The sequence below is a fragment of the Citrobacter sp. RHBSTW-00017 genome (assembly GCF_013797615.1).
Lineage (GTDB): Bacteria > Pseudomonadota > Gammaproteobacteria > Enterobacterales > Enterobacteriaceae > Citrobacter > Citrobacter braakii.
On sequence record NZ_CP056899.1, the window covers coordinates 4,770,399 to 4,788,943 of the forward strand.

The 18,545-nt window shown below is 52.6% G+C and carries 14 protein-coding genes; 7 read left to right on the plus strand and 7 right to left on the minus strand.

Features of this window, described 5'->3' with window-relative positions:
- Positions 1 to 99: 99 nt before the first annotated feature.
- A complete protein-coding gene (gene trmA, locus HV037_RS23005) occupies positions 100 to 1,200 on the plus strand; it encodes a tRNA (uridine(54)-C5)-methyltransferase TrmA (protein WP_103284371.1) in 1,101 nt (366 codons plus the stop codon).
- Positions 1,201 to 1,245: 45 nt separating this feature from the next.
- Here the strand turns inward: trmA and HV037_RS23010 are convergent, their stop codons facing one another.
- Together HV037_RS23010 and fabR are read right to left on the minus strand one after the other, a co-directional pair.
- Complete coding sequence (locus HV037_RS23010; RefSeq protein WP_016155292.1) at positions 1,246 to 1,605, minus strand: YijD family membrane protein; 360 nt, start codon at positions 1,603 to 1,605, stop codon at positions 1,246 to 1,248.
- 15 nt (positions 1,606 to 1,620) lie between these two features.
- Positions 1,621 to 2,256, minus strand: a complete 636-nt coding sequence (gene fabR / locus HV037_RS23015; RefSeq protein ID WP_003028862.1) for an HTH-type transcriptional repressor FabR — start codon at positions 2,254 to 2,256, stop codon at positions 1,621 to 1,623.
- Between the two features lie 191 nt (positions 2,257 to 2,447).
- Here fabR and sthA point away from each other — a divergent pair, with 191 nt between their 5' ends.
- Positions 2,448 to 3,848: a Si-specific NAD(P)(+) transhydrogenase gene (gene sthA, locus HV037_RS23020; RefSeq protein WP_016155291.1), complete on the plus strand. Its 1,401-nt coding sequence runs from the start codon at positions 2,448 to 2,450 to the stop codon at positions 3,846 to 3,848.
- On the opposite strand, the gene oxyR is transcribed toward sthA, so the two are convergent.
- Positions 3,831 to 4,748, minus strand: a complete 918-nt coding sequence (gene oxyR / locus HV037_RS23025; protein WP_003028858.1) for a DNA-binding transcriptional regulator OxyR — start codon at positions 4,746 to 4,748, stop codon at positions 3,831 to 3,833. The two genes, sthA and oxyR, sit on opposite strands and share 18 nt — an antisense overlap.
- Before the next feature lie 482 nt (positions 4,749 to 5,230).
- Here oxyR and HV037_RS23030 point away from each other — a divergent pair, with 482 nt between their 5' ends.
- Positions 5,231 to 7,675: a glycosyl hydrolase family 18 protein gene (locus HV037_RS23030; protein ID WP_047415545.1), complete on the plus strand. Its 2,445-nt coding sequence runs from the start codon at positions 5,231 to 5,233 to the stop codon at positions 7,673 to 7,675.
- Positions 7,676 to 7,731: 56 nt separating this feature from the next.
- Here HV037_RS23030 and argH read toward each other — a convergent pair whose 3' ends face one another.
- From argH to argC, 3 genes are all read right to left on the minus strand, one after another.
- Positions 7,732 to 9,105, minus strand: coding sequence for an argininosuccinate lyase (gene argH, locus HV037_RS23035; RefSeq protein WP_049040576.1), 1,374 nt, complete (start codon positions 9,103 to 9,105; stop codon positions 7,732 to 7,734).
- 116 nt (positions 9,106 to 9,221) lie between these two features.
- Positions 9,222 to 9,995, minus strand: a complete 774-nt coding sequence (gene argB / locus HV037_RS23040; protein ID WP_047415553.1) for an acetylglutamate kinase — start codon at positions 9,993 to 9,995, stop codon at positions 9,222 to 9,224.
- Positions 9,996 to 10,005: 10 nt separating this feature from the next.
- Positions 10,006 to 11,010, minus strand: a complete 1,005-nt coding sequence (argC, locus tag HV037_RS23045) for an N-acetyl-gamma-glutamyl-phosphate reductase (RefSeq protein ID WP_103284372.1) — start codon at positions 11,008 to 11,010, stop codon at positions 10,006 to 10,008.
- Positions 11,011 to 11,165: 155 nt separating this feature from the next.
- On the opposite strand from argC, the gene argE reads away from it, so the two are divergent.
- The 4 genes from argE to HV037_RS23065 all read left to right on the plus strand — a co-directional run bounded on the left by argE (position 11,166) and on the right by HV037_RS23065 (position 18,202).
- Positions 11,166 to 12,317, plus strand: a complete 1,152-nt coding sequence (argE, locus tag HV037_RS23050; RefSeq protein ID WP_016155286.1) for an acetylornithine deacetylase — start codon at positions 11,166 to 11,168, stop codon at positions 12,315 to 12,317.
- A gap of 343 nt (positions 12,318 to 12,660) precedes the next feature.
- The gene (ppc, locus tag HV037_RS23055; protein ID WP_016157932.1) at positions 12,661 to 15,312 is read left to right on the plus strand and encodes a phosphoenolpyruvate carboxylase; all 2,652 of its coding nucleotides are present in this window, start codon (positions 12,661 to 12,663) and stop codon (positions 15,310 to 15,312) included.
- A gap of 209 nt (positions 15,313 to 15,521) precedes the next feature.
- Entirely contained in the window at positions 15,522 to 17,255 is a 1,734-nt protein-coding gene (locus HV037_RS23060; RefSeq protein ID WP_103284373.1) for a phosphoethanolamine transferase CptA, read from the plus strand.
- Positions 17,256 to 17,341: 86 nt separating this feature from the next.
- Entirely contained in the window at positions 17,342 to 18,202 is an 861-nt protein-coding gene (locus HV037_RS23065; protein WP_049269724.1) for an AraC family transcriptional regulator, read from the plus strand.
- Here the strand turns inward: HV037_RS23065 and HV037_RS23070 are convergent.
- Positions 18,189 to 18,545 carry a PTS fructose-like transporter subunit IIB gene (locus HV037_RS23070; protein WP_016155282.1) on the minus strand — a complete coding sequence of 119 codons (357 nt, stop codon included), beginning with the start codon at positions 18,543 to 18,545 and terminating at the stop codon, positions 18,189 to 18,191. The two genes, HV037_RS23065 and HV037_RS23070, sit on opposite strands and share 14 nt — an antisense overlap.

Consider the following 18,545-nt stretch of genomic DNA (forward strand, 5'->3'; position numbering starts at 1 on the left):
GTCCAGACCGCGCATCACAATATCGGAAATCATCAATGACTGGACATCTGTTGAGCAATCCCTACAATCCCCGCGTACTTTTATTTTTCAGGACGCATCATGACCCCCGAACACCTTCCGACAGAACAGTACGACGCCCAGTTAGCTGAAAAAGTAGTGCGTCTGCAGAGCTTAATGACGCCATTTTATGCACAGGCTCCGGAAGTGTTTCGCTCGCCGGTCAGCCACTACCGTATGCGCGCGGAATTTCGTCTGTGGCATGACGGGGATGATCTGTACCACATCATGTTCGACAGCCAGACCAAAAGCCGTATCCGCGTCGACAGTTTCCCGACGGCCAGCGAGCTTATCAACACGCTGATGACGGCAATGATCGACGGCGTTCGCAACAACCACGTCCTGCGCCACAAACTGTTCCAGATTGATTACCTCACTACCCTGAGCGATCAGGCGGTGGTATCGATGCTGTACCATAAAAAACTGGATGATGAATGGCGTCAGGAAGCTGAAGCGCTACGGGATGCGTTACGGGCGCAAAACCTGAACGTGCATCTGATTGGCCGGGCAACCAAAACCAAAATCGAGCTGGACCAGGATTACATTGACGAACGCTTGCCGGTTGCGGGTAAAGAGATTATCTACCGCCAGGTTGAGAACAGCTTCACCCAGCCGAATGCCGCCATGAATATTCAGATGCTGGAATGGGCGATTGATGTCACCAGGGGATCAAAAGGCGACCTGCTTGAGCTGTACTGCGGCAATGGCAATTTCTCGTTAGCCCTCGCACAAAACTTCAACCGCGTGCTGGCCACTGAAATCGCTAAGCCATCCGTGGCTGCTGCGCAATACAACATAGCGGCTAACCATATTGATAACGTACAAATTATCCGCATGGCGGCCGAAGAGTTTACTCAGGCGATGAACGGGGTTCGTGAGTTCAACCGTTTGCAGGGAATCGATCTGAAGAGTTACCAGTGTGAAACCATTTTCGTTGACCCACCGCGCAGCGGTCTGGACAGCGAAACAGAGAAAATGGTGCAGGCGTACCCGCGAATTCTGTACATCTCCTGTAACCCGGAGACATTGTGTAAGAACCTGGAAACGTTAAGCCAGACGCACAATGTTTCACGCCTGGCTCTGTTCGATCAGTTCCCGTATACGCACCATATGGAGTGCGGAGTATTACTGACCGCCAAGTAAATGATGTCCTGGCCGGGGGCGCTTCGCTTGCCCGGCCTACAAATATTACTCCACGATTTCCTGTCTACGGTTACGCACTTTAAAGCCGATCCAGAACACCAGAATCACCGACAGAACCGCCGGGAAGAAGTTTGAGCCAATATCCGGATATTCAGCGCGTACCACAGTGCTGTACAACAGAACGCCGAGAATAAAACAGGCGGCGGCCAGGCCCGGTAACCCCACAGGCATGGTGCGGTTTTGATAGCGTTGATGCAGACAATAAACCGTCAGCACCAGCGAAATAATTGGGAAAACTGAGAATGGCACAATGGAGCTAAACAGCGCCGCAAATGTGCCATTGATCGATAAGCCAGCAACCAGCGCCAGCAGCAGCGTACCTTTATCTTGACCTGACTGTTTCATTGCTCGTCCTTCTCGTTACTCGGAGTGATGCGTCATCTTCTCTTGTTCACGGCGGTACCAATAAAATGCGCCCTTCGCGATCATGCGCAGTTGCAATACCAGCCGTTCTTCCAGTTGTCGACGCTGCTCGGCGCCAACATCCAGTGCTTCTGCCCCGGCGCTGAACACAATGGTGACCATGGCTTCGGCCTGCGCTTCAGTAAACGCACGAGGCATATGGTTTTCGAGTTCGAGATAGTCCGCAAGTTCCGCAATGAAGTGCTGAATTTCACGAGCGACCGCTGCGCGAAACGCTGCGGAGGTTCCCGAACGCTCGCGCAATAATAAACGGAAGGCGTTGGGATTGTTGCCGATGAACTCCATAAATGTTGAGACCGAGGTGCGGATCACACTCCCGCCCTTCGCGATACGCTGACGCGCCTGACGCATCAACTGACGCAGCATCAAACCACTCTCATCCACCATCGTCAGGCCGAGTTCATCCACATCGCGGAAATGGCGATAAAACGAGGTTGGCGCAATGCCCGCTTCACGAGCGACTTCGCGTAAACTGAGGCTGGCAAAACTACGCTCAGCGCTGAGTTGACTAAATGCGGCTTCTACCAGCGAACGCCGGGTTTTTTCTTTTTGTTGCGCTCTAACGCCCATCACGATGTCTGAATCCTTCCACATACCTTGCTGGCACTATACCAGAGATTAGGCGGTTGGCATGGCTTTGTGAATGATTGTTTACGCGCAGTTTGTGCTTCGGGTTCGCAAAAAAGCACAACGATAATTGGGTTATCCTGACAACGATGTTACTATTCTGTTGCTTTTATGTATAAGAACAGGTAAGCCTGACCATGTCACATTCCTACGATTACGATGCAATAGTAATAGGTTCCGGTCCCGGCGGCGAAGGCGCTGCAATGGGTCTGGTTAAGCAAGGAGCGCGCGTCGCGGTGATTGAGCGCTATCATAACGTCGGCGGAGGCTGTACCCACTGGGGGACCATCCCGTCGAAAGCCCTCCGCCACGCCGTCAGCCGTATTATTGAATTCAATCAGAACCCACTTTACAGCGACCACTCCCGACTCCTTCGTTCTTCTTTCGCCGATATTCTCAACCACGCTGATAACGTTATTAATCAGCAAACGCGTATGCGGCAAGGATTTTACGAGCGCAACCACTGTGAAATTTTGCAGGGAAATGCCCGTTTTGTTGATGAACACACACTCGCCCTTGAATGCCACGACGGCACGGTGGAAACGCTGACCGCGGATAAGTTCATCATCGCCTGTGGTTCACGCCCCTATCATCCGGTGGATGTCGACTTTTCCCATCCCCGGGTTTATGACAGCGACTCTATCCTGAGCCTGCACCATGAACCCCGCCATGTTTTGATTTATGGCGCGGGAGTAATTGGCTGCGAATATGCGTCGATCTTCCGTGGAATGGACGTCAAAGTCGATTTAATCAACACCCGCGATCGTCTGCTTGCGTTCCTCGATCAAGAGATGTCCGACTCGCTCTCTTACCACTTCTGGAACAGCGGTGTGGTCATTCGCCACAACGAAGAGTACGAGAAGATTGAAGGTTGCGATGACGGCGTCATCATGCATCTGAAATCCGGTAAGAAACTGAAAGCCGACTGCCTGTTGTACGCCAATGGCCGTACCGGTAATACCGATTCGCTGGCGCTGGAAAATATTGGGCTGAAAACCGACAGCCGCGGGCAGTTGAAGGTCAACAGCATGTACCAGACGGCGCTGCCGCACGTGTATGCCGTAGGAGATGTGATCGGCTATCCGAGTCTGGCATCGGCGGCCTACGATCAGGGACGCATTGCCGCCCAGGCATTGGTAAAAGGCGAAGCTACCGCGCATCTGATCGAAGATATCCCGACCGGGATTTATACCATTCCGGAAATTAGCTCCGTCGGGAAAACCGAGCAGCAGCTCACGGCCATGAAAGTTCCATACGAGGTTGGCCGCGCCCAGTTTAAACATCTGGCACGTGCGCAAATCGTGGGTATGAGTGTCGGAACGCTGAAGATCCTGTTCCATCGCGAAACGAAAGAGATTCTGGGGATCCACTGCTTTGGGGAACGCGCGGCCGAAATTATTCACATCGGTCAGGCGATAATGGAGCAAAAAGGTGGTGGTAACACCATCGAATACTTCGTTAACACCACCTTTAACTACCCAACCATGGCGGAAGCCTATCGGGTAGCAGCGCTAAATGGCTTAAACCGCCTGTTTTAACGCACTGTCGAAATGGCCATCCATTGACCCACGGATGGCCTCTGCCAGCTGTTCATAACGGCTGCGCAGCGGCGAACCTGGACGATACACCAGGCCAATCGTACGGCGCGGTTCAGGCTTGATGCAGGGCAGATAGACAACGCCATCACGCTTACGCTCCGGCGGCACGGCCAGCGCAGGCAGTAAGGTAATACCGCTGCCTGCCGCCACCATGTTACGCAGCGTTTCCAGACTGGTCGCCCGGAAATGGGTATCCTCATCAGCACCCGCTTCAAAGCAGAAGCCCATCGCCTGATCGCGCAGGCAGTGGCCATCCTCTAGCATCAGCAGTTTCTCACCCGCCAGATCGGACATCGGCACACAGTCGCGGTTTGCCCATGGGTGATCTTCATAGATCGCCAGCAGCATAGGCTCATCAAATAACGGTACTTCGATGAACGCCTCACTCTCTTTCACCAGCGCCAGAATGACGCAGTCGAGCTTACCGCTATCCAGTTGCGCCAACAGCTGATGCGTCTGCGCCTCATGGAGATACATTTCCAGTTTTGGGAAGGTCTGGTGCAACATAGGAATAATATGCGGCAGCAGGTATGGCCCCACCGTTGGGATCAAACCAATATGCAGCGGTCCAGACATTGTCTCGCCTTGTTGGCTTGCCATCTCCTTGAGCACTTTGACCTCGCGCAGCACGGTGCGCGCCTGATCCACCAGCAGTAAACCTGCCTGAGTGAACAGCACTTTGCGACTCGTACGCTCCAGCAGCATGACGCCAAGCTCATCTTCCAGCTTGCGGATCTGCCCGCTCAGCGTTGGCTGACTAACGTGACAGGAGTCTGCCGCTCGTCGGAAGTGACGATGTTCGGCTAGCGCCACCAGGTATTCAAGATCACGAATATTCATTATTCATCCTCCATCGCCACGATAGTTCGTAGCAATAGGTAGAATAGCAACGAACGATTATCCCTATCAAGCTTTCTGTTTAATAATGCACCACAGAAACGGAACGGTACCCCTTTAACCCTTGAAGCTACTGTCCGTTTTGAGAGTTTCTCTCATACTCGAAATAACTAAAGCCAACGTGAACTTTTGCGGACCTTGAGTCCGCATTTTTTTTGCGCCCGGCGCGAATACATTCAAAAAAATATATACAAAATATAAATTACATATTCTCATCCGATTATTTAAATTAAAACCATATTAAATTAAAATAATCAAAAACATTTTGTATCATTTATATATTTGACGCCCTGTCAGGTTCATAAATAATAACCGCGCGATATTCAATATATGGCAAATCGCAAGAACACTCGTTTCTTCGCCACTCTAATTATTTAGAGTACATTCACCCATATTTTTCTAATATTTATCGAATGGAATCTTTTATGAAACTCAATACTATTTCGCGATATTTTCTCGCGGCAGGCCTGATGTCGTGCGCCGCAAACGCATTCGCTCTGGAAGCCTGGAGCGGTCAGGCAGGTGGAAACACCATTGAAGTTATTTTTGACAGTAAAGTTTATAGTAACCGCTGGTATGTAAATGCCGATAATTGCCCACAGGGCGCGTCAGCTGAAAACTGGGATAATCCGTGGAGTTATGTGCGCGATGCCACAAAAGCGGAAATCGATCAATATGGCAACCCAACCACTTGTGAATCCGGGAGCGCCACGCCTGTTGCCCACGACGCATTCAGCGCCGAAAAAGATTATGCCAAAGATGATATTGTCGCTTATCAGGATGTGACATATGAAGCGTCCAGGCCCATTCCGGCTTATTCCTTCACCCCAGGTGCCGACAATCCGTGGAAACTCTATACGCCAGTACCCGACTGGCGTTCCAGCCAGGTTTACAACAAAGGGGACGAGGTCAAAGTTGACGGCCAGTCTTATGAAGCACTGTACTATACCGTTGGCGAAAACCCTTCTATTGCAGGTAACCAGAACCCGACCGGCACCAATGGCCGTCCGTGGAAACCGTTAGGCCCAACGGTCGAATTCACCCAGGAACAATTTAAGAATGCCCCACAGATCAATTCCATTGCGTTTTACGAACCCGGCAAACTGGCGGTGTACAAAGGAACGCCTTTTGTCGCTCAGACGAAAGTCAAAGGCGTTATGCCGTATGATAAAAACCCATGGGCAATTTATACCAACTGGACTGGCACCAAAGAGCGCGTAGGGACGCCGAAGAATCCGTGGCCTGCCCACGTTTATGCACCATACGTCGACTTTAGCCTGAACAGCATTCCGGATCTGGCGAAACTGGCGAAAGAGCAAAACATTACCCACTTCACCATGGCGTTTGTCGTCGCGAAAAGTGGCGAGCAGTGCATCCCAACCTGGGGTACGGCCTATAATCTGCAGGATTACTCACAGTACAGTAAAATAAAAGCGCTGCGTGAAGCCGGTGGCGATGTGATGGTTTCCATTGGCGGAGCGAATAACTCCCCGCTGGCGGCTGCCTGTAAGAATGTGAAAGATCTGCAAAAACTCTACTACGACATTGTTGATAACCTGAACCTGAACGTGCTGGATTTTGACATCGAAGGCACATGGGTGGCCGATCAGGATTCCATCGATCGCCGCAACCAGGCAGTAAAAGAGGTTCAGGCTCAGTGGAAAGAGGAAGGTCGCAAAGTCGGTATCTGGTACACCCTGCCGATTCTGCCGACCGGTCTGACGGCTGAAGGTCTGTATGTGCTGGAAAATGCGCGCCATGTCGGCGTTGAGCTGGCTGGTATTAACGTAATGACCATGGACTACGGTAATGCCGTCTGCCAGTCAGACGGTACCGAAGGGCAGAACATCCACGGTAAATGCGCCACGTCCGCCATCGACAACATGTTCACCCAGTTGAAGAAAATCTGGCCAGAGAAATCTGACAAAGAGATCAACGCCATGATGGGCACCACCCCGATGATCGGTTACAACGATGTACAGGGCGAAGTGTTCTATCTGTCCGATGCGAAACTGGTGATGGACGACGCGAAAAAACGCAACCTCGGCATGATTGGCGCGTGGTCGATGACGCGCGATCAGCCGGGCGTGGCGAAGCAGGTCAGCCCGGAGCACAGCGGCATGACCGCACAGCAGGCACCGATGTACGCATACAGCCAGGTATTTGCGCCGTTTACGCATGACAATTCCGCAGATGAAGCGTCTACCGATCTTGCCGGTGATGTGAAAGCGGTTTATATCGATGTTTTTGATGGTCAGCAGCGCATCAATGTAAATTTCGATACCAGCAAGCTGAGCGGCAGTAACAGTTACTCGGTAGATGTGGATGGTAAATATGCCTTCTCTACCTCCGGCAACAGTGTCTACTACAGCTACCGTTCTAACTACGGTACGCAAAGCACGGTACGGACCGGTGGCATGTCCTACATGTTAGCGCCAGGAAAAGTGATCACCGTTAAACGTACCAATCCGAATCCTGAAATCCTGGCACAGCTCACTGTGACGAGGGATATGCAGGAAGGTAACAATCCGGTTAAGGATGCCGGTGAAGTGAAATCGTTGACGGTTAAAAAAATCAACGGCGTACCGAATGTGGTTGTTGATTTTGACGCCAAAGCGCTGGGCTGGAAAGCAGCGAACGGTTCTGCGTGGGTCGTGAAAGTGATGGGTGACGCGAAAAACGGTAACTACATCTTCAGTTGTGACAACGGTAACTGCTATTACAGCTCTGTCAAAACAGCGGGAGATATCACCACGGTAACGTCTGGTGAAAGAGACATCTCCGAAGGTGAAACCATTGTCGTTGAACGTGTTACACCGAATCCGGCAACCGTCGCCAAACTGGTTGTTACGAAAGATATGCTGAAATAATCCTTTTCGCATAAAGTCAGAACCCCGTCTGCTCACAGCGACGGGGTTCTTTTTTTTTACACCAGCCGCGCCTTCGCGTAGTCGATCGCCTGCGCCACCTGCTGTGGCGACACGCCGCCTTTCGCCGCACGTTTATCCAGGCACGATTGCAACGAGAGGATCGGATAAACGTCATCGCCAATCACCTGACTGAACTTTTGTAAGTCAGCAAGCGACAGCGCTTCCAGCGGTTTGCCCTGACGAATCGCCTCGACCACCGTCTCACCCACAATATGGTGTGCTTCGCGGAACGGGACGCCTTTTGCTACCAGATAATCCGCCAACTCGGTGGCGTTAGCATAACCCTGCTGCGCCGCTTCCTGACAACGCGGACGTTTCACCTGAATGCCATCCAGTACCAGCGCAGCCATATGCAGACAGTCCAGCCAGGTGTCGAGCGCATCGAACAGCCCTTCTTTGTCTTCCTGCATATCTTTGTTGTACGCCAACGGGAGACCTTTTAAGGTCATCATCATGCCGGTCAGCGCACCCTGCACGCGACCGCATTTGCCACGGATCAGCTCCAGCGCATCCGGGTTTTTCTTCTGCGGCATCAGAGATGAACCCGAAGTTACACGATCGGACAGCTCGACAAAGCCCGCTTCGCCGGTATTAAAGAAAATCAGGTCTTCAGCAAAACGCGACAGGTGCACCATGCCGATAGAGGCGTTGGAGAGTAACTCCAACACGTGGTCACGGTCAGAAACACTGTCCAGACTGTTACGCGTCGCCGAGGCAAAGCCCAGCCAACCGGCCAACTGCTCGCGATCGATTTCATACGCCGTACCCGCCAGCGCGCCGCAACCCAGTGGACTGACGTCCAGACGCTTGAGCGAATCCTGCAGACGGCTCTCGTCACGCGCCAACATTTCGACATAGGCCAGACACCAATGAGCAAACGTCACCGGCTGCGCACGTTGCAGGTGGGTGTAACCCGGCATAACGGCGTCCTGGTTATTCTCTGCCGTCACCACCAGCGCACTTTGCAGCTGACGGTTGGCCGACAGTAATTCAATAACCGTGTCTTTACACCACAGTTTAAGATCGGTCGCGACCTGGTCATTACGGCTACGTCCGGTATGCAGTTTTTTACCAAGCTGGCCGACTTTATCAATCAGCTTACCTTCCACCCAGCTATGAATATCTTCGGCATCGCTTTGCAGGATCTGCTGCGGATTAACGCGAACCTCTTCCAACAGAGTGTTCAGCGCCTCTTCCAATTGCAGCTGTTCATCGGCGGTCAGTACGCCGACCGTTACCAGCGCTTTAGACCAGGCCACAGAGCCGACAATATCCTGTTCTGCCAGGCGGTAGTCAAAACGCAACGAGTCGTTGAACTGTTTGAACCGCTGATCTGCTGCCTGTGTAAAACGCCCACCCCAAAGTGCCATAACTTGCTTCCTTAATATCTTGAATTTCAACGCCGGATGGCGCTTAGCTTATCCGGCGTACAGGTTCGGTTCACGTAGGCCCGATAAGGCGTAACCGCCATCGGGTACAAAATAGTTTACGCTAAAATCCGCGTGCCAATTGGCATGCCGTTAAACAGCGCCGGAAGTTGCTCGGCATGACGCCAGGAGGCAATATCCACAGGGCGACCCAGCGTGCGCGCGGCATCCAGCGCCGCATTGACCTTCACGATCATGCCGTCAGTAATAATACCTTGTTCAATCAGTTGTTCCGCTTTCGCGGCGGTCATTTCGGCAATACGCTGGCCTTTACCATCCAGAATACCGCTTACGTCAGAGAGCAGGATCAGATCCGCACCCAGCGTTGCCGCCAGCGCCGTTGCCGCCTGATCGGCATTAACGTTCATCAGCAGTCCGTCTTCAGTAACGCCAATGGAGCTAACTACCGGCAGAAAACCGCCTTCCAGCAGTGTGTTAATCAGCTTAGGCGAACCCGGCTGCGCCAGTCCAACATGACCCAGCGCTTTATCGAGCGGCGTCACTTTTACGCTATCGCCATCACCAAGATACAGACCCACGGATGCGATGTGGTGCTTTTTCGCCCAGGACAGTAAGGTTTTATTCGCTGTTCCCGCCAGGGCACCGGTAATAATGTCAATTTGATCGGCTGGCGTGACGCGCAGACCATTTTTCTTTTTCACCGGCAGGTTCAGCTGCTTCATAAGATCGTCAACCACGCAGCCGCCACCGTGCACAATGACCAGCGGTCGCTGGTGCGACTCACGATAATTCACCAGTGCGGTAAACAGACGCTCCAGCGCCTCTTCGCTATCCAGTAAAACGCCGCCCAGCTTGATAATTAATGGATTCATCGTTGCACCCTTAAATAAGAGACTGCGTTTCAGCAAAGCCAAAACGAATATTTGCGCACTGCATCGCCTGTGCCGCCGCGCCTTTCAATAAGTTGTCTTCAGTTGCCACCACGATCAGGTGCTCACCCTGTACGGCAAACCCGATATCACAGAACGGTAAGCCAACCACGTTCTTCAGCGCCGGAACGCCTTTGTCATACAGACGCACCAGTGGCTTATCGCCATACGCCTGTTGCAACGTTTGAGCCACTTGCGCATGGGTTACGCCCGCTTGCAAACGGCAGGTGATGGTTTCCAGAATTCCGCGCGGGAAGTTGCCCAGATGCGGGGTGAAGATCACCTCCGCACCAAGGTGAGTAGCGATTTCCGGCTGATGGCGATGGGTAAACACGCCATACGGCTGCAGGCTCACCTCACAAAAGCTGTTGGAAATAGCCGCCTTACGTCCCGCGCCGCTCACGCCGCTGGTGGCGTTAATTACCGGCCACTGGCTGAGATCCAGCAGCCCGGCATCAATCAGTGGTTTCAGCGACAGCTGCGCCGCCGTCGGGTAGCAACCCGGCACGGCAATCAGATTCGCGTCTTTCAGTTGGTCTGCGCTCCACTCCGCCAGTCCATAAACCGCCTGCTCCAGCAGGTCGGGATGCTGATGGGTAAAGCCGTAATATTTTTCATAGAACGCGCCGTCGTTTACGCGAAACGCGCCCGAGAGGTCAAACACCACGCATCCGGCCTGCAAAAACTGCGGAGCCAGGTCATGGCTCACCTCATGCGCCGTTGCGAGGAACACAACGTCCACCCCTGCGCTAAACTCGCTGATATCTGACATTGGCTGTAACGGTAAATCGACAATGCCTTTCAACTGCGGATGCAAATGGGAGATTAATTTTCCTGCATCATTGCTTTGCGCTGAGACGGTCAAAGCGGTTATGGTCATATCAGGATGGCGATTTACATAGGTCACAAGCTCTGCGCCGGCATAGCCACTGGCGCCCACAATCAGCGTATTCAACATCGGGGCTGCTCACCTTCTTAGATTCTGTTGCCAGATATAAGCCTTTATCACCTCACCTTACACTTGGTGGGTTTTATTACGCTCAACGTTAATGTATTTTTATTCACAAATACTGCATGAATATTGATACTATCATGACCCGAGGTGTGTCAACAATGAAAAACAATTTACCGCCATTTATCGAGATATACCGCGCTCTGATTGCCATGCCGTCGATTAGCGCCACCGAAGAAGCGCTCGACCAAAGTAATGCAGGTTTAATCACTCTGCTGGCGGGCTGGTTCAAAGATTTAGGCTTTAATGTGGAGGTCCAGCCGGTTCCCGACACGCGCAATAAATTCAATATGCTGGCAAGCATTGGACAGGGAGCCGGTGGTTTGTTGTTGGCGGGCCATACCGATACCGTCCCCTTTGACGACGGACGCTGGACGCGCGATCCGTTCACCCTGACCGAGCATGACAATAAGCTCTACGGTTTGGGTACGGCAGATATGAAAGGCTTCTTCGCCTTTATCCTCGACGCGCTGCGTGACGTCGACGTCACTCAACTGAAAAAGCCCCTGTACATTCTGGCCACTGCCGATGAAGAGACCAGCATGGCGGGAGCGCGTTATTTCTCTGAAACCACCGCTTTACGCCCGGACTGCGCGATCATTGGCGAACCCACTTCTTTGCAACCTGTCCGCGCGCACAAAGGTCATATCTCTAATGCGATTCGCATTTTGGGACAATCGGGTCACTCGAGCGATCCGGCTCGTGGCGTGAATGCCATTGAATTGATGCATGATGCCATCGGCCATATCATGAATCTGCGCGATGATCTGAAAGAGCGCTATCACCATGATGCTTTTACCGTCCCGTATCCGACATTAAATTTGGGTCACATCCACGGCGGCGACGCCGCCAACCGAATCTGCGCCTGCTGCGAGCTGCATATGGATATTCGCCCACTGCCCGGCATGACGCTTAACGATCTCAATGGTTTACTTAACGACGCGCTGGCCCCGGTCAGCGAGCGCTGGCCGGGTCGCCTGACGGTGTCGGAGCTGCACCCGCCAATTCCAGGCTATGAGTGCCCACCGGATCACCAACTGGTACAAGTGGTTGAGAAACTGCTGGGCGCACAGACAGAAGTGGTGAACTACTGCACCGAAGCGCCGTTTATCCAGACGCTTTGCCCGACGCTGGTGTTAGGGCCTGGCTCCATTAATCAGGCGCATCAGCCGGATGAGTATCTGGAAACTCGTTTTATTAAGCCAACCCGCGAATTGATCACCCAGGTTGTGCATCATTTCTGCTGGCATTAACCGCTTATCGCCTCGCTAACCCTTTAGTGGTAAGCGAGGTAATTTATTAACATTTCCATAAGCAAAGCTTATTTGATTCGATGTGAATTAAATAACGTAAATTCCCGTCATTTTTTCGTTTGCTGAACCGATTTCGCAGCAATTGACGTCACGACTTTTACGTGGCTTTATAAAAGACGGCTAACATACAAAGTCCGAGAGATTTCGTGTCACAGCAAGGCGGCAAGCGAGCTCATACAAGGAGCTTACATAAGTAAGTGACCAGATGGGCAAGCGCAGCCAACGCCGATGTCGCGCGAAAGATACAGGACGCATAAATTAAAGATGGGGTGTCTGGGTTAATATGAACGAACAATATTCCGCGTTGCGTAGTAATGTCAGTATGCTCGGCAAAGTGCTGGGGGAGACCATCAAGGATGCGCTGGGAGAGAACATTCTTGACCGCGTAGAAACAATCCGTAAGTTGTCCAAATCATCCCGCGCCGGCAATGAAGTCAATCGCCAGGAGCTGCTCACTACGCTGCAAAACCTGTCTAACGACGAGCTGCTGCCGGTTGCCCGCGCGTTTAGCCAGTTTCTGAACCTGGCCAACACCGCCGAGCAGTACCACAGCATTTCGCCAAAAGGCGAAGCAGCCAGCAACCCGGAAGTGATTGCTCGCACTCTGCGTAAACTGAAAGAGCAGCCCAACCTCGATGAAGCCACCATCAAAAAAGCCGTCGAATCTCTCTCCCTGGAGCTGGTTCTCACTGCCCACCCGACCGAGATCACCCGCCGTACGCTGATCCATAAAATGGGTGAAGTGAACGCCTGTCTCAAGCAACTTGATAACAAAGACCTCGTCGATTACGAGCGCCATCAGCTGATGCGCCGTCTGCGCCAGTTGATTGCCCAGTCCTGGCATACGGATGAAATCCGCAAGCTGCGCCCAAGCCCGGTTGATGAAGCCAAATGGGGCTTCGCGGTGGTTGAAAATAGCCTGTGGGAAGGCGTACCAAATTATCTGCGCGAGCTGAACGAACAACTGGAAGAGCATCTGGGCTATAAGCTGCCCGTTGATTTTGTCCCGGTTCGCTTTACCTCCTGGATGGGCGGCGACCGCGATGGCAACCCGAACGTAACGGCGGATATCACCCGTCACGTGCTGCTACTCAGCCGCTGGAAAGCGACCGATCTGTTCCTGAAAGACATTCAGTTTCTGATTTCTGAGCTGTCGATGGTGGATGCCACACCGGAACTGTTGGCGCTGGTGGGCGAAGAAGGCGCAGCAGAACCTTACCGTTATCTGATGAAAACCCTGCGTTCACGTCTGATGGCAACCCAGGCCTGGCTGGAAGCCCGTCTGAAAGGCGAGAAATTGCCGAAACCTGCGGGACTTCTCACCCAAAATGAACAGCTCTGGGACCCGCTATATGCGTGCTATCAGTCTCTGCAGGCCTGTGGCATGGGCATTATCGCCAATGGCGAATTGCTCGACACCCTACGCCGCGTGAAATGTTTCGGCGTACCGCTGGTACGTATTGATATTCGTCAGGAAAGCACCCGTCACACTGAAGCCCTTGGCGAACTGACCCGTTATCTGGGCATTGGCGACTACGAAAACTGGTCGGAAGCGGATAAACAGGCTTTCCTGATCCGCGAGCTGAACTCCAAGCGTCCGCTGCTCCCACGTAACTGGGAGCCGAGCAACGACACCCGCGAAGTGCTCGACACCTGCCGGGTCATTGCCGAAGCCCCGTATGGCTCCATTGCCGCCTATGTTATCTCAATGGCGAAAACACCATCGGATGTACTGGCCGTACATCTGCTACTGAAAGAAGCCGGTATCGGTTTTGCTATGCCGGTTGCCCCGCTGTTTGAAACGCTGGACGACCTCAACAACGCCGATGACGTCATGTCTCAGCTCCTGAACATTGACTGGTACCGTGGCTTTATTCAGGGCAAACAGATGGTCATGATTGGCTACTCTGACTCCGCAAAAGATGCAGGCGTGATGGCGGCCTCCTGGGCGCAATATCAGGCGCAGGACGCGTTGATCAAAACCTGCGAAAAAGCCGGTATCGAACTGACGCTGTTCCACGGTCGCGGTGGCTCCATTGGTCGCGGTGGCGCGCCTGCGCATGCGGCGCTGCTTTCTCAACCACCCGGCAGCCTGAAAGGCGGTCTGCGCGTGACAGAACAAGGGGAGATGATCCGCTTTAAGTACGGCCTGCCGGAAGTGACCATCAGCAGCCTGTCGCTGTATACCGCAGCAATTCTGGAAGCCAACCTGTTACCGCCGCCAGAGCCGAAAGATAACTGGCGTCATATCATGGATGAGCTTTCTGATATTTCTTGTGAGCTCTATCGTGGATATGTGCGTGAAAACAAAGACTTCGTCCCTTACTTCCGCTCCGCAACGCCAGAGCAGGAACTGGGTAAATTACCGCTCGGTTCACGTCCGGCAAAACGTCGCCCAACCGGCGGGGTAGAGTCTCTGCGCGCCATTCCGTGGATCTTTGCCTGGACGCAGAACCGCCTGATGCTCCCGGCGTGGCTGGGTGCAGGCACCGCACTGCAAAAAGTGGTTGAAGACGGTAAGCAAAGCGAACTCGAAGCAATGTGCCGCGACTGGCCATTCTTCTCCACACGTCTTGGCATGCTGGAAATGGTTTTCGCCAAAGCAGACCTGTGGCTGGCAGAATACTACGATCAGCGCCTGGTCAAAAAAGAACTGTGGCCGCTGGGTGAAGAGCTGCGTCAGCGCCTGGAAGCCGATATCGATGTCGTGCTGGCGATTGCCAACGACTCACATTTGATGGCCGACCTGCCGTGGATTGCCGAGTCCATTCAGTTAAGAAATATTTATACTGACCCGCTGAATGTCTTACAGGCTGAGCTGTTACACCGCTCACGCCTGGCGGAAGAGCAAGGCAATGCACCGGATCCGCGCGTTGAACAAGCGCTGATGGTGACAATCGCTGGTGTCGCAGCCGGCATGCGTAATACAGGCTAACGTCCCCCCTCGTCGCCTTCGTGCTATTGTACGAAGGCGACAACAAAAACTGCTGTCATAAACGCTTCTTTTTCAATATATTCCCGCCTGAATATATTCACACTGTGAATATATCAACAGCAAAACACGATCCTAAGATCGTGATGCTTAAGTTCCTCTTAATATTAAGTCGCTACTCTTGGCGCTACGATTAAAGACAGGCTCACATTATGCAATCCTTACAACTCCAGTCTAAACCTAAATTTAGCTGGAAAGCCCTGGGTTGGGCGCTCCTCTATTTTTGGTTTTTTTCCACTTTACTCCAGGTCGTTATTTGTTTAACCGGATATAGCGGAACTAATGGATTACGCGACTCCTTGCTATTCAGTTCGCTGTGGTTGATCCCGGTATTTTTATTTCCAAACCGTATCCGTATTATTGCTGCCGTCATTGGCATGGTGCTATGGGCGGCCTCGCTGGCTGCTCTGAGCTATTACGTCATCTACGGACAAGAGTTCTCGCAAAGCGTTCTGTACGTGATGTTTGAAACCAATGCGAACGAAGCCAGCGAATATCTCAGCCAGTATTTCAGCCTAAAAATTGTTCTTATCGCCCTGGCCTATACAGCTATCGCTATTCTGCTGTGGACGCGTCTGCGCCCTGTTCATATTCCATCGCCCTGGCGCTATCTGGTGTCATTTGCGTTGTTATACGGTTTGATTCTGCATCCGATAGCCGTTAACACTTTCATCAAACACAAGCCGTTTGAAAAAACGTTGAATGGTCTCGCCTCACGTATGGAGCCCGCCGCACCGTGGCAATTCATCTCCGGGTATTATCAGTACCGTCAGCAGTTGACCTCACTCAATAGCCTGCTGAATGAGAACAATGCCCTGCCGCCGCTGGCTAACTTCAGAGATAACTCCGGCGATGCCCCACGTACGCTGGTGCTGGTCATTGGCGAGTCAACGCAGCGTGGTCGCATGAGCCTGTATGGTTACCCGCGCGAAACGACGCCAGAACTGGATGCATTGCATAAATCCGATCCTAACTTCACCGTATTCAATAATGTCGTGACCTCACGTCCGTACACCATTGAAATCCTGCAACAGGCGCTGACCTTCGCCAACGAGAAGAATCCGGACCTGTACCTGACTCAACCGTCTCTGATGAATATGATGAAACAGGCAGGTTATAAAACCTTCTGGATCACCAATCAGCAGACGATGACGGCTCGTAACACCATGCTGACCGTGTTCTCTAAGCAGACGGATAAGCAGTTCTATATGAATCAGCAGCGTACGCAAAGTGCGCGCGAATATGACAGCAATGTGCTGGCGCCATTTAAAGAAGTACTGGCCGACCCGGCACCGAAAAAGTTCATCATCGTGCACCTGCTGGGTACGCATATTAAGTACAAATTCCGCTATCCGGATGGTCAGGGTAAATTCGATAACAATGTCGACAACGTTCCCCCCGGCCTGGATGATGATCAGCTGGAAGCATACAACGATTACGACAGCGCGAATGTCTACAATGACCATATCATTGCGAGTCTGATCAAAGACTATAAAGCGACCGATCCGAACGGCTTCCTGCTCTACTTCTCCGATCACGGGGAGGAGGTATACGATACGCCACCGCATAAAACGCAGGGTCGTAATGAAGACAACCCGACGCGCCATATGTATACGGTACCGTTCCTGCTGTGGACCTCTGAAAAATGGCAGGCTGCACACCCGCGTGACTTCTCACAGGATGTGAATCGTAAATACAGCAGCTCAGAGCTTATCCACACCTGGTCTGATTTAGCGGGATTCACCTACGACGGTTTCGATCCGACCCGATCCATTACCAGCCCGCAGTTCAAAGAGACGACCCGCTGGATTGGCAATCCGTACAAAAAGAATGCCCTGATTGATTACGATAGCCTGCCGTACGGCGATCAAATCGGTAATCAGTAATACTCGTATCGGCCACTCTTAAAGAGTGGCCTTTTTTTATGATGGCGGTTACTGTTTCCCCTGTCTGCTGCCTGCAAGGGATTAACATGTATCACGACGTCAGCCATCTTCTCTCCCGCCTGATTAACGGCCCCACGCCGCTGCGCCAGGTTTATTTTGCCAGCACCAGTAGCTCAACGCCGGAGCTGGCGTATCAGGTCGATTTTCCCCGGCTGGAAATTGTGCTGGAAGGTGAGTTCACCGATAACGGAGTTGCTGGCGCATCCGCGACGTTACTGCCTTGCGATGTGATATTCGTTCCGGCTGGCGGCTGGAACTTTCCGCAGTGGCTCACACCGGTCACCACGCTCAGCATTCTGTTCGGCAAACAGCAACTGGGTTTCAGCATCGTCCAGTGGGACGGCAAGCAATATCATAATCTTACCCGCCAGCACGTCGCGCGGCGTGGGCCACGAATTGGCTCTTTCCTGCTGCAAACGCTCAATGAAATGCAGATGCAACCGCAGGAGCAACAAACCGCCAGGCTAATCGTTGCGAGCTTACTGAGCCACTGCCGCGATCTGCTGGGCAGCCAGATCCAGACCGCATCACGCAGTCAGGCGCTTTTCGAAGCCATTCGCGACTATATTGATGAACGCTACGCTTCGCCGCTCACCCGAGAATCCGTCGCGCAGGCGTTTTACATCTCACCCAATTACCTCTCCCACCTGTTTCAAAAAACGGGCGCTATCGGGTTTAACGAATACCTGAATCACACGCGACTGGAACACGCGAAAACGCTGCTGAAGGGTTATGAGCTGAAGATCAAAGAAGTGGCGCATACCTGTGGGTTTGTTGACAGCAACTATTTCTGCCGCCTGTTTCGCAAAAATACCGAACGTTCGCCGTCAGAATATCGTCGGCAATACCACAGCCAACTGACGGAGATAAAAGCTAATCCAAAGTAAGATGTGTGTGCTGTGGCGCAGAAAGCAGCTTTCGCACGGCGCTCATCACCCGCTGCGGCTCACGCAGAAATGCGCTAATGCCCGACTGGACGTATCGGCTCTGCGTAAATCGCTCTGCTCCTGCCAGTTCAATATCGGTAATGAGCAACACCGCATCAGCACGGTTAATATCCTCTTCCGTCAGGCGATTTTCGGTACCCAACGCGCCCTGAGTTTCAATCTTGATGCTCCATTTCTCCTGCTGGCAGAGTTTCTCCAGCCGTTCAGCAGCCATATAAGTATGGGCCACGCCGCTTACGCACGCGGTGACAGCAACCAGATATCGTACAGGTGCGATGGCCAT

Excerpts from the sequence above, each read along its gene's own strand:
- trmA (WP_103284371.1), top strand. The coding sequence starts at position 100 with ATGACCCCCGAACACCTTCCGACAGAACAGTACGACGCCCAGTTAGCT.
- HV037_RS23010 (WP_016155292.1), bottom strand. The coding sequence starts at position 1,605 with ATGAAACAGTCAGGTCAAGATAAAGGTACGCTGCTGCTGGCGCTGGTT.
- ppc (WP_016157932.1), top strand. The coding sequence starts at position 12,661 with ATGAACGAACAATATTCCGCGTTGCGTAGTAATGTCAGTATGCTCGGC.
- argE (WP_016155286.1), top strand. The coding sequence starts at position 11,166 with ATGAAAAACAATTTACCGCCATTTATCGAGATATACCGCGCTCTGATT.
- sthA (WP_016155291.1), top strand. The coding sequence starts at position 2,448 with ATGTCACATTCCTACGATTACGATGCAATAGTAATAGGTTCCGGTCCC.
- HV037_RS23030 (WP_047415545.1), top strand. The coding sequence starts at position 5,231 with ATGAAACTCAATACTATTTCGCGATATTTTCTCGCGGCAGGCCTGATG.
- argC (WP_103284372.1), bottom strand. The coding sequence starts at position 11,010 with ATGTTGAATACGCTGATTGTGGGCGCCAGTGGCTATGCCGGCGCAGAG.
- HV037_RS23060 (WP_103284373.1), top strand. The coding sequence starts at position 15,522 with ATGCAATCCTTACAACTCCAGTCTAAACCTAAATTTAGCTGGAAAGCC.
- argH (WP_049040576.1), bottom strand. The coding sequence starts at position 9,105 with ATGGCACTTTGGGGTGGGCGTTTTACACAGGCAGCAGATCAGCGGTTC.
- HV037_RS23070 (WP_016155282.1), bottom strand. The coding sequence starts at position 18,545 with ATGGCCATCGCACCTGTACGATATCTGGTTGCTGTCACCGCGTGCGTA.
- HV037_RS23065 (WP_049269724.1), top strand. The coding sequence starts at position 17,342 with ATGTATCACGACGTCAGCCATCTTCTCTCCCGCCTGATTAACGGCCCC.
- oxyR (WP_003028858.1), bottom strand. The coding sequence starts at position 4,748 with ATGAATATTCGTGATCTTGAATACCTGGTGGCGCTAGCCGAACATCGT.
- argB (WP_047415553.1), bottom strand. The coding sequence starts at position 9,995 with ATGAATCCATTAATTATCAAGCTGGGCGGCGTTTTACTGGATAGCGAA.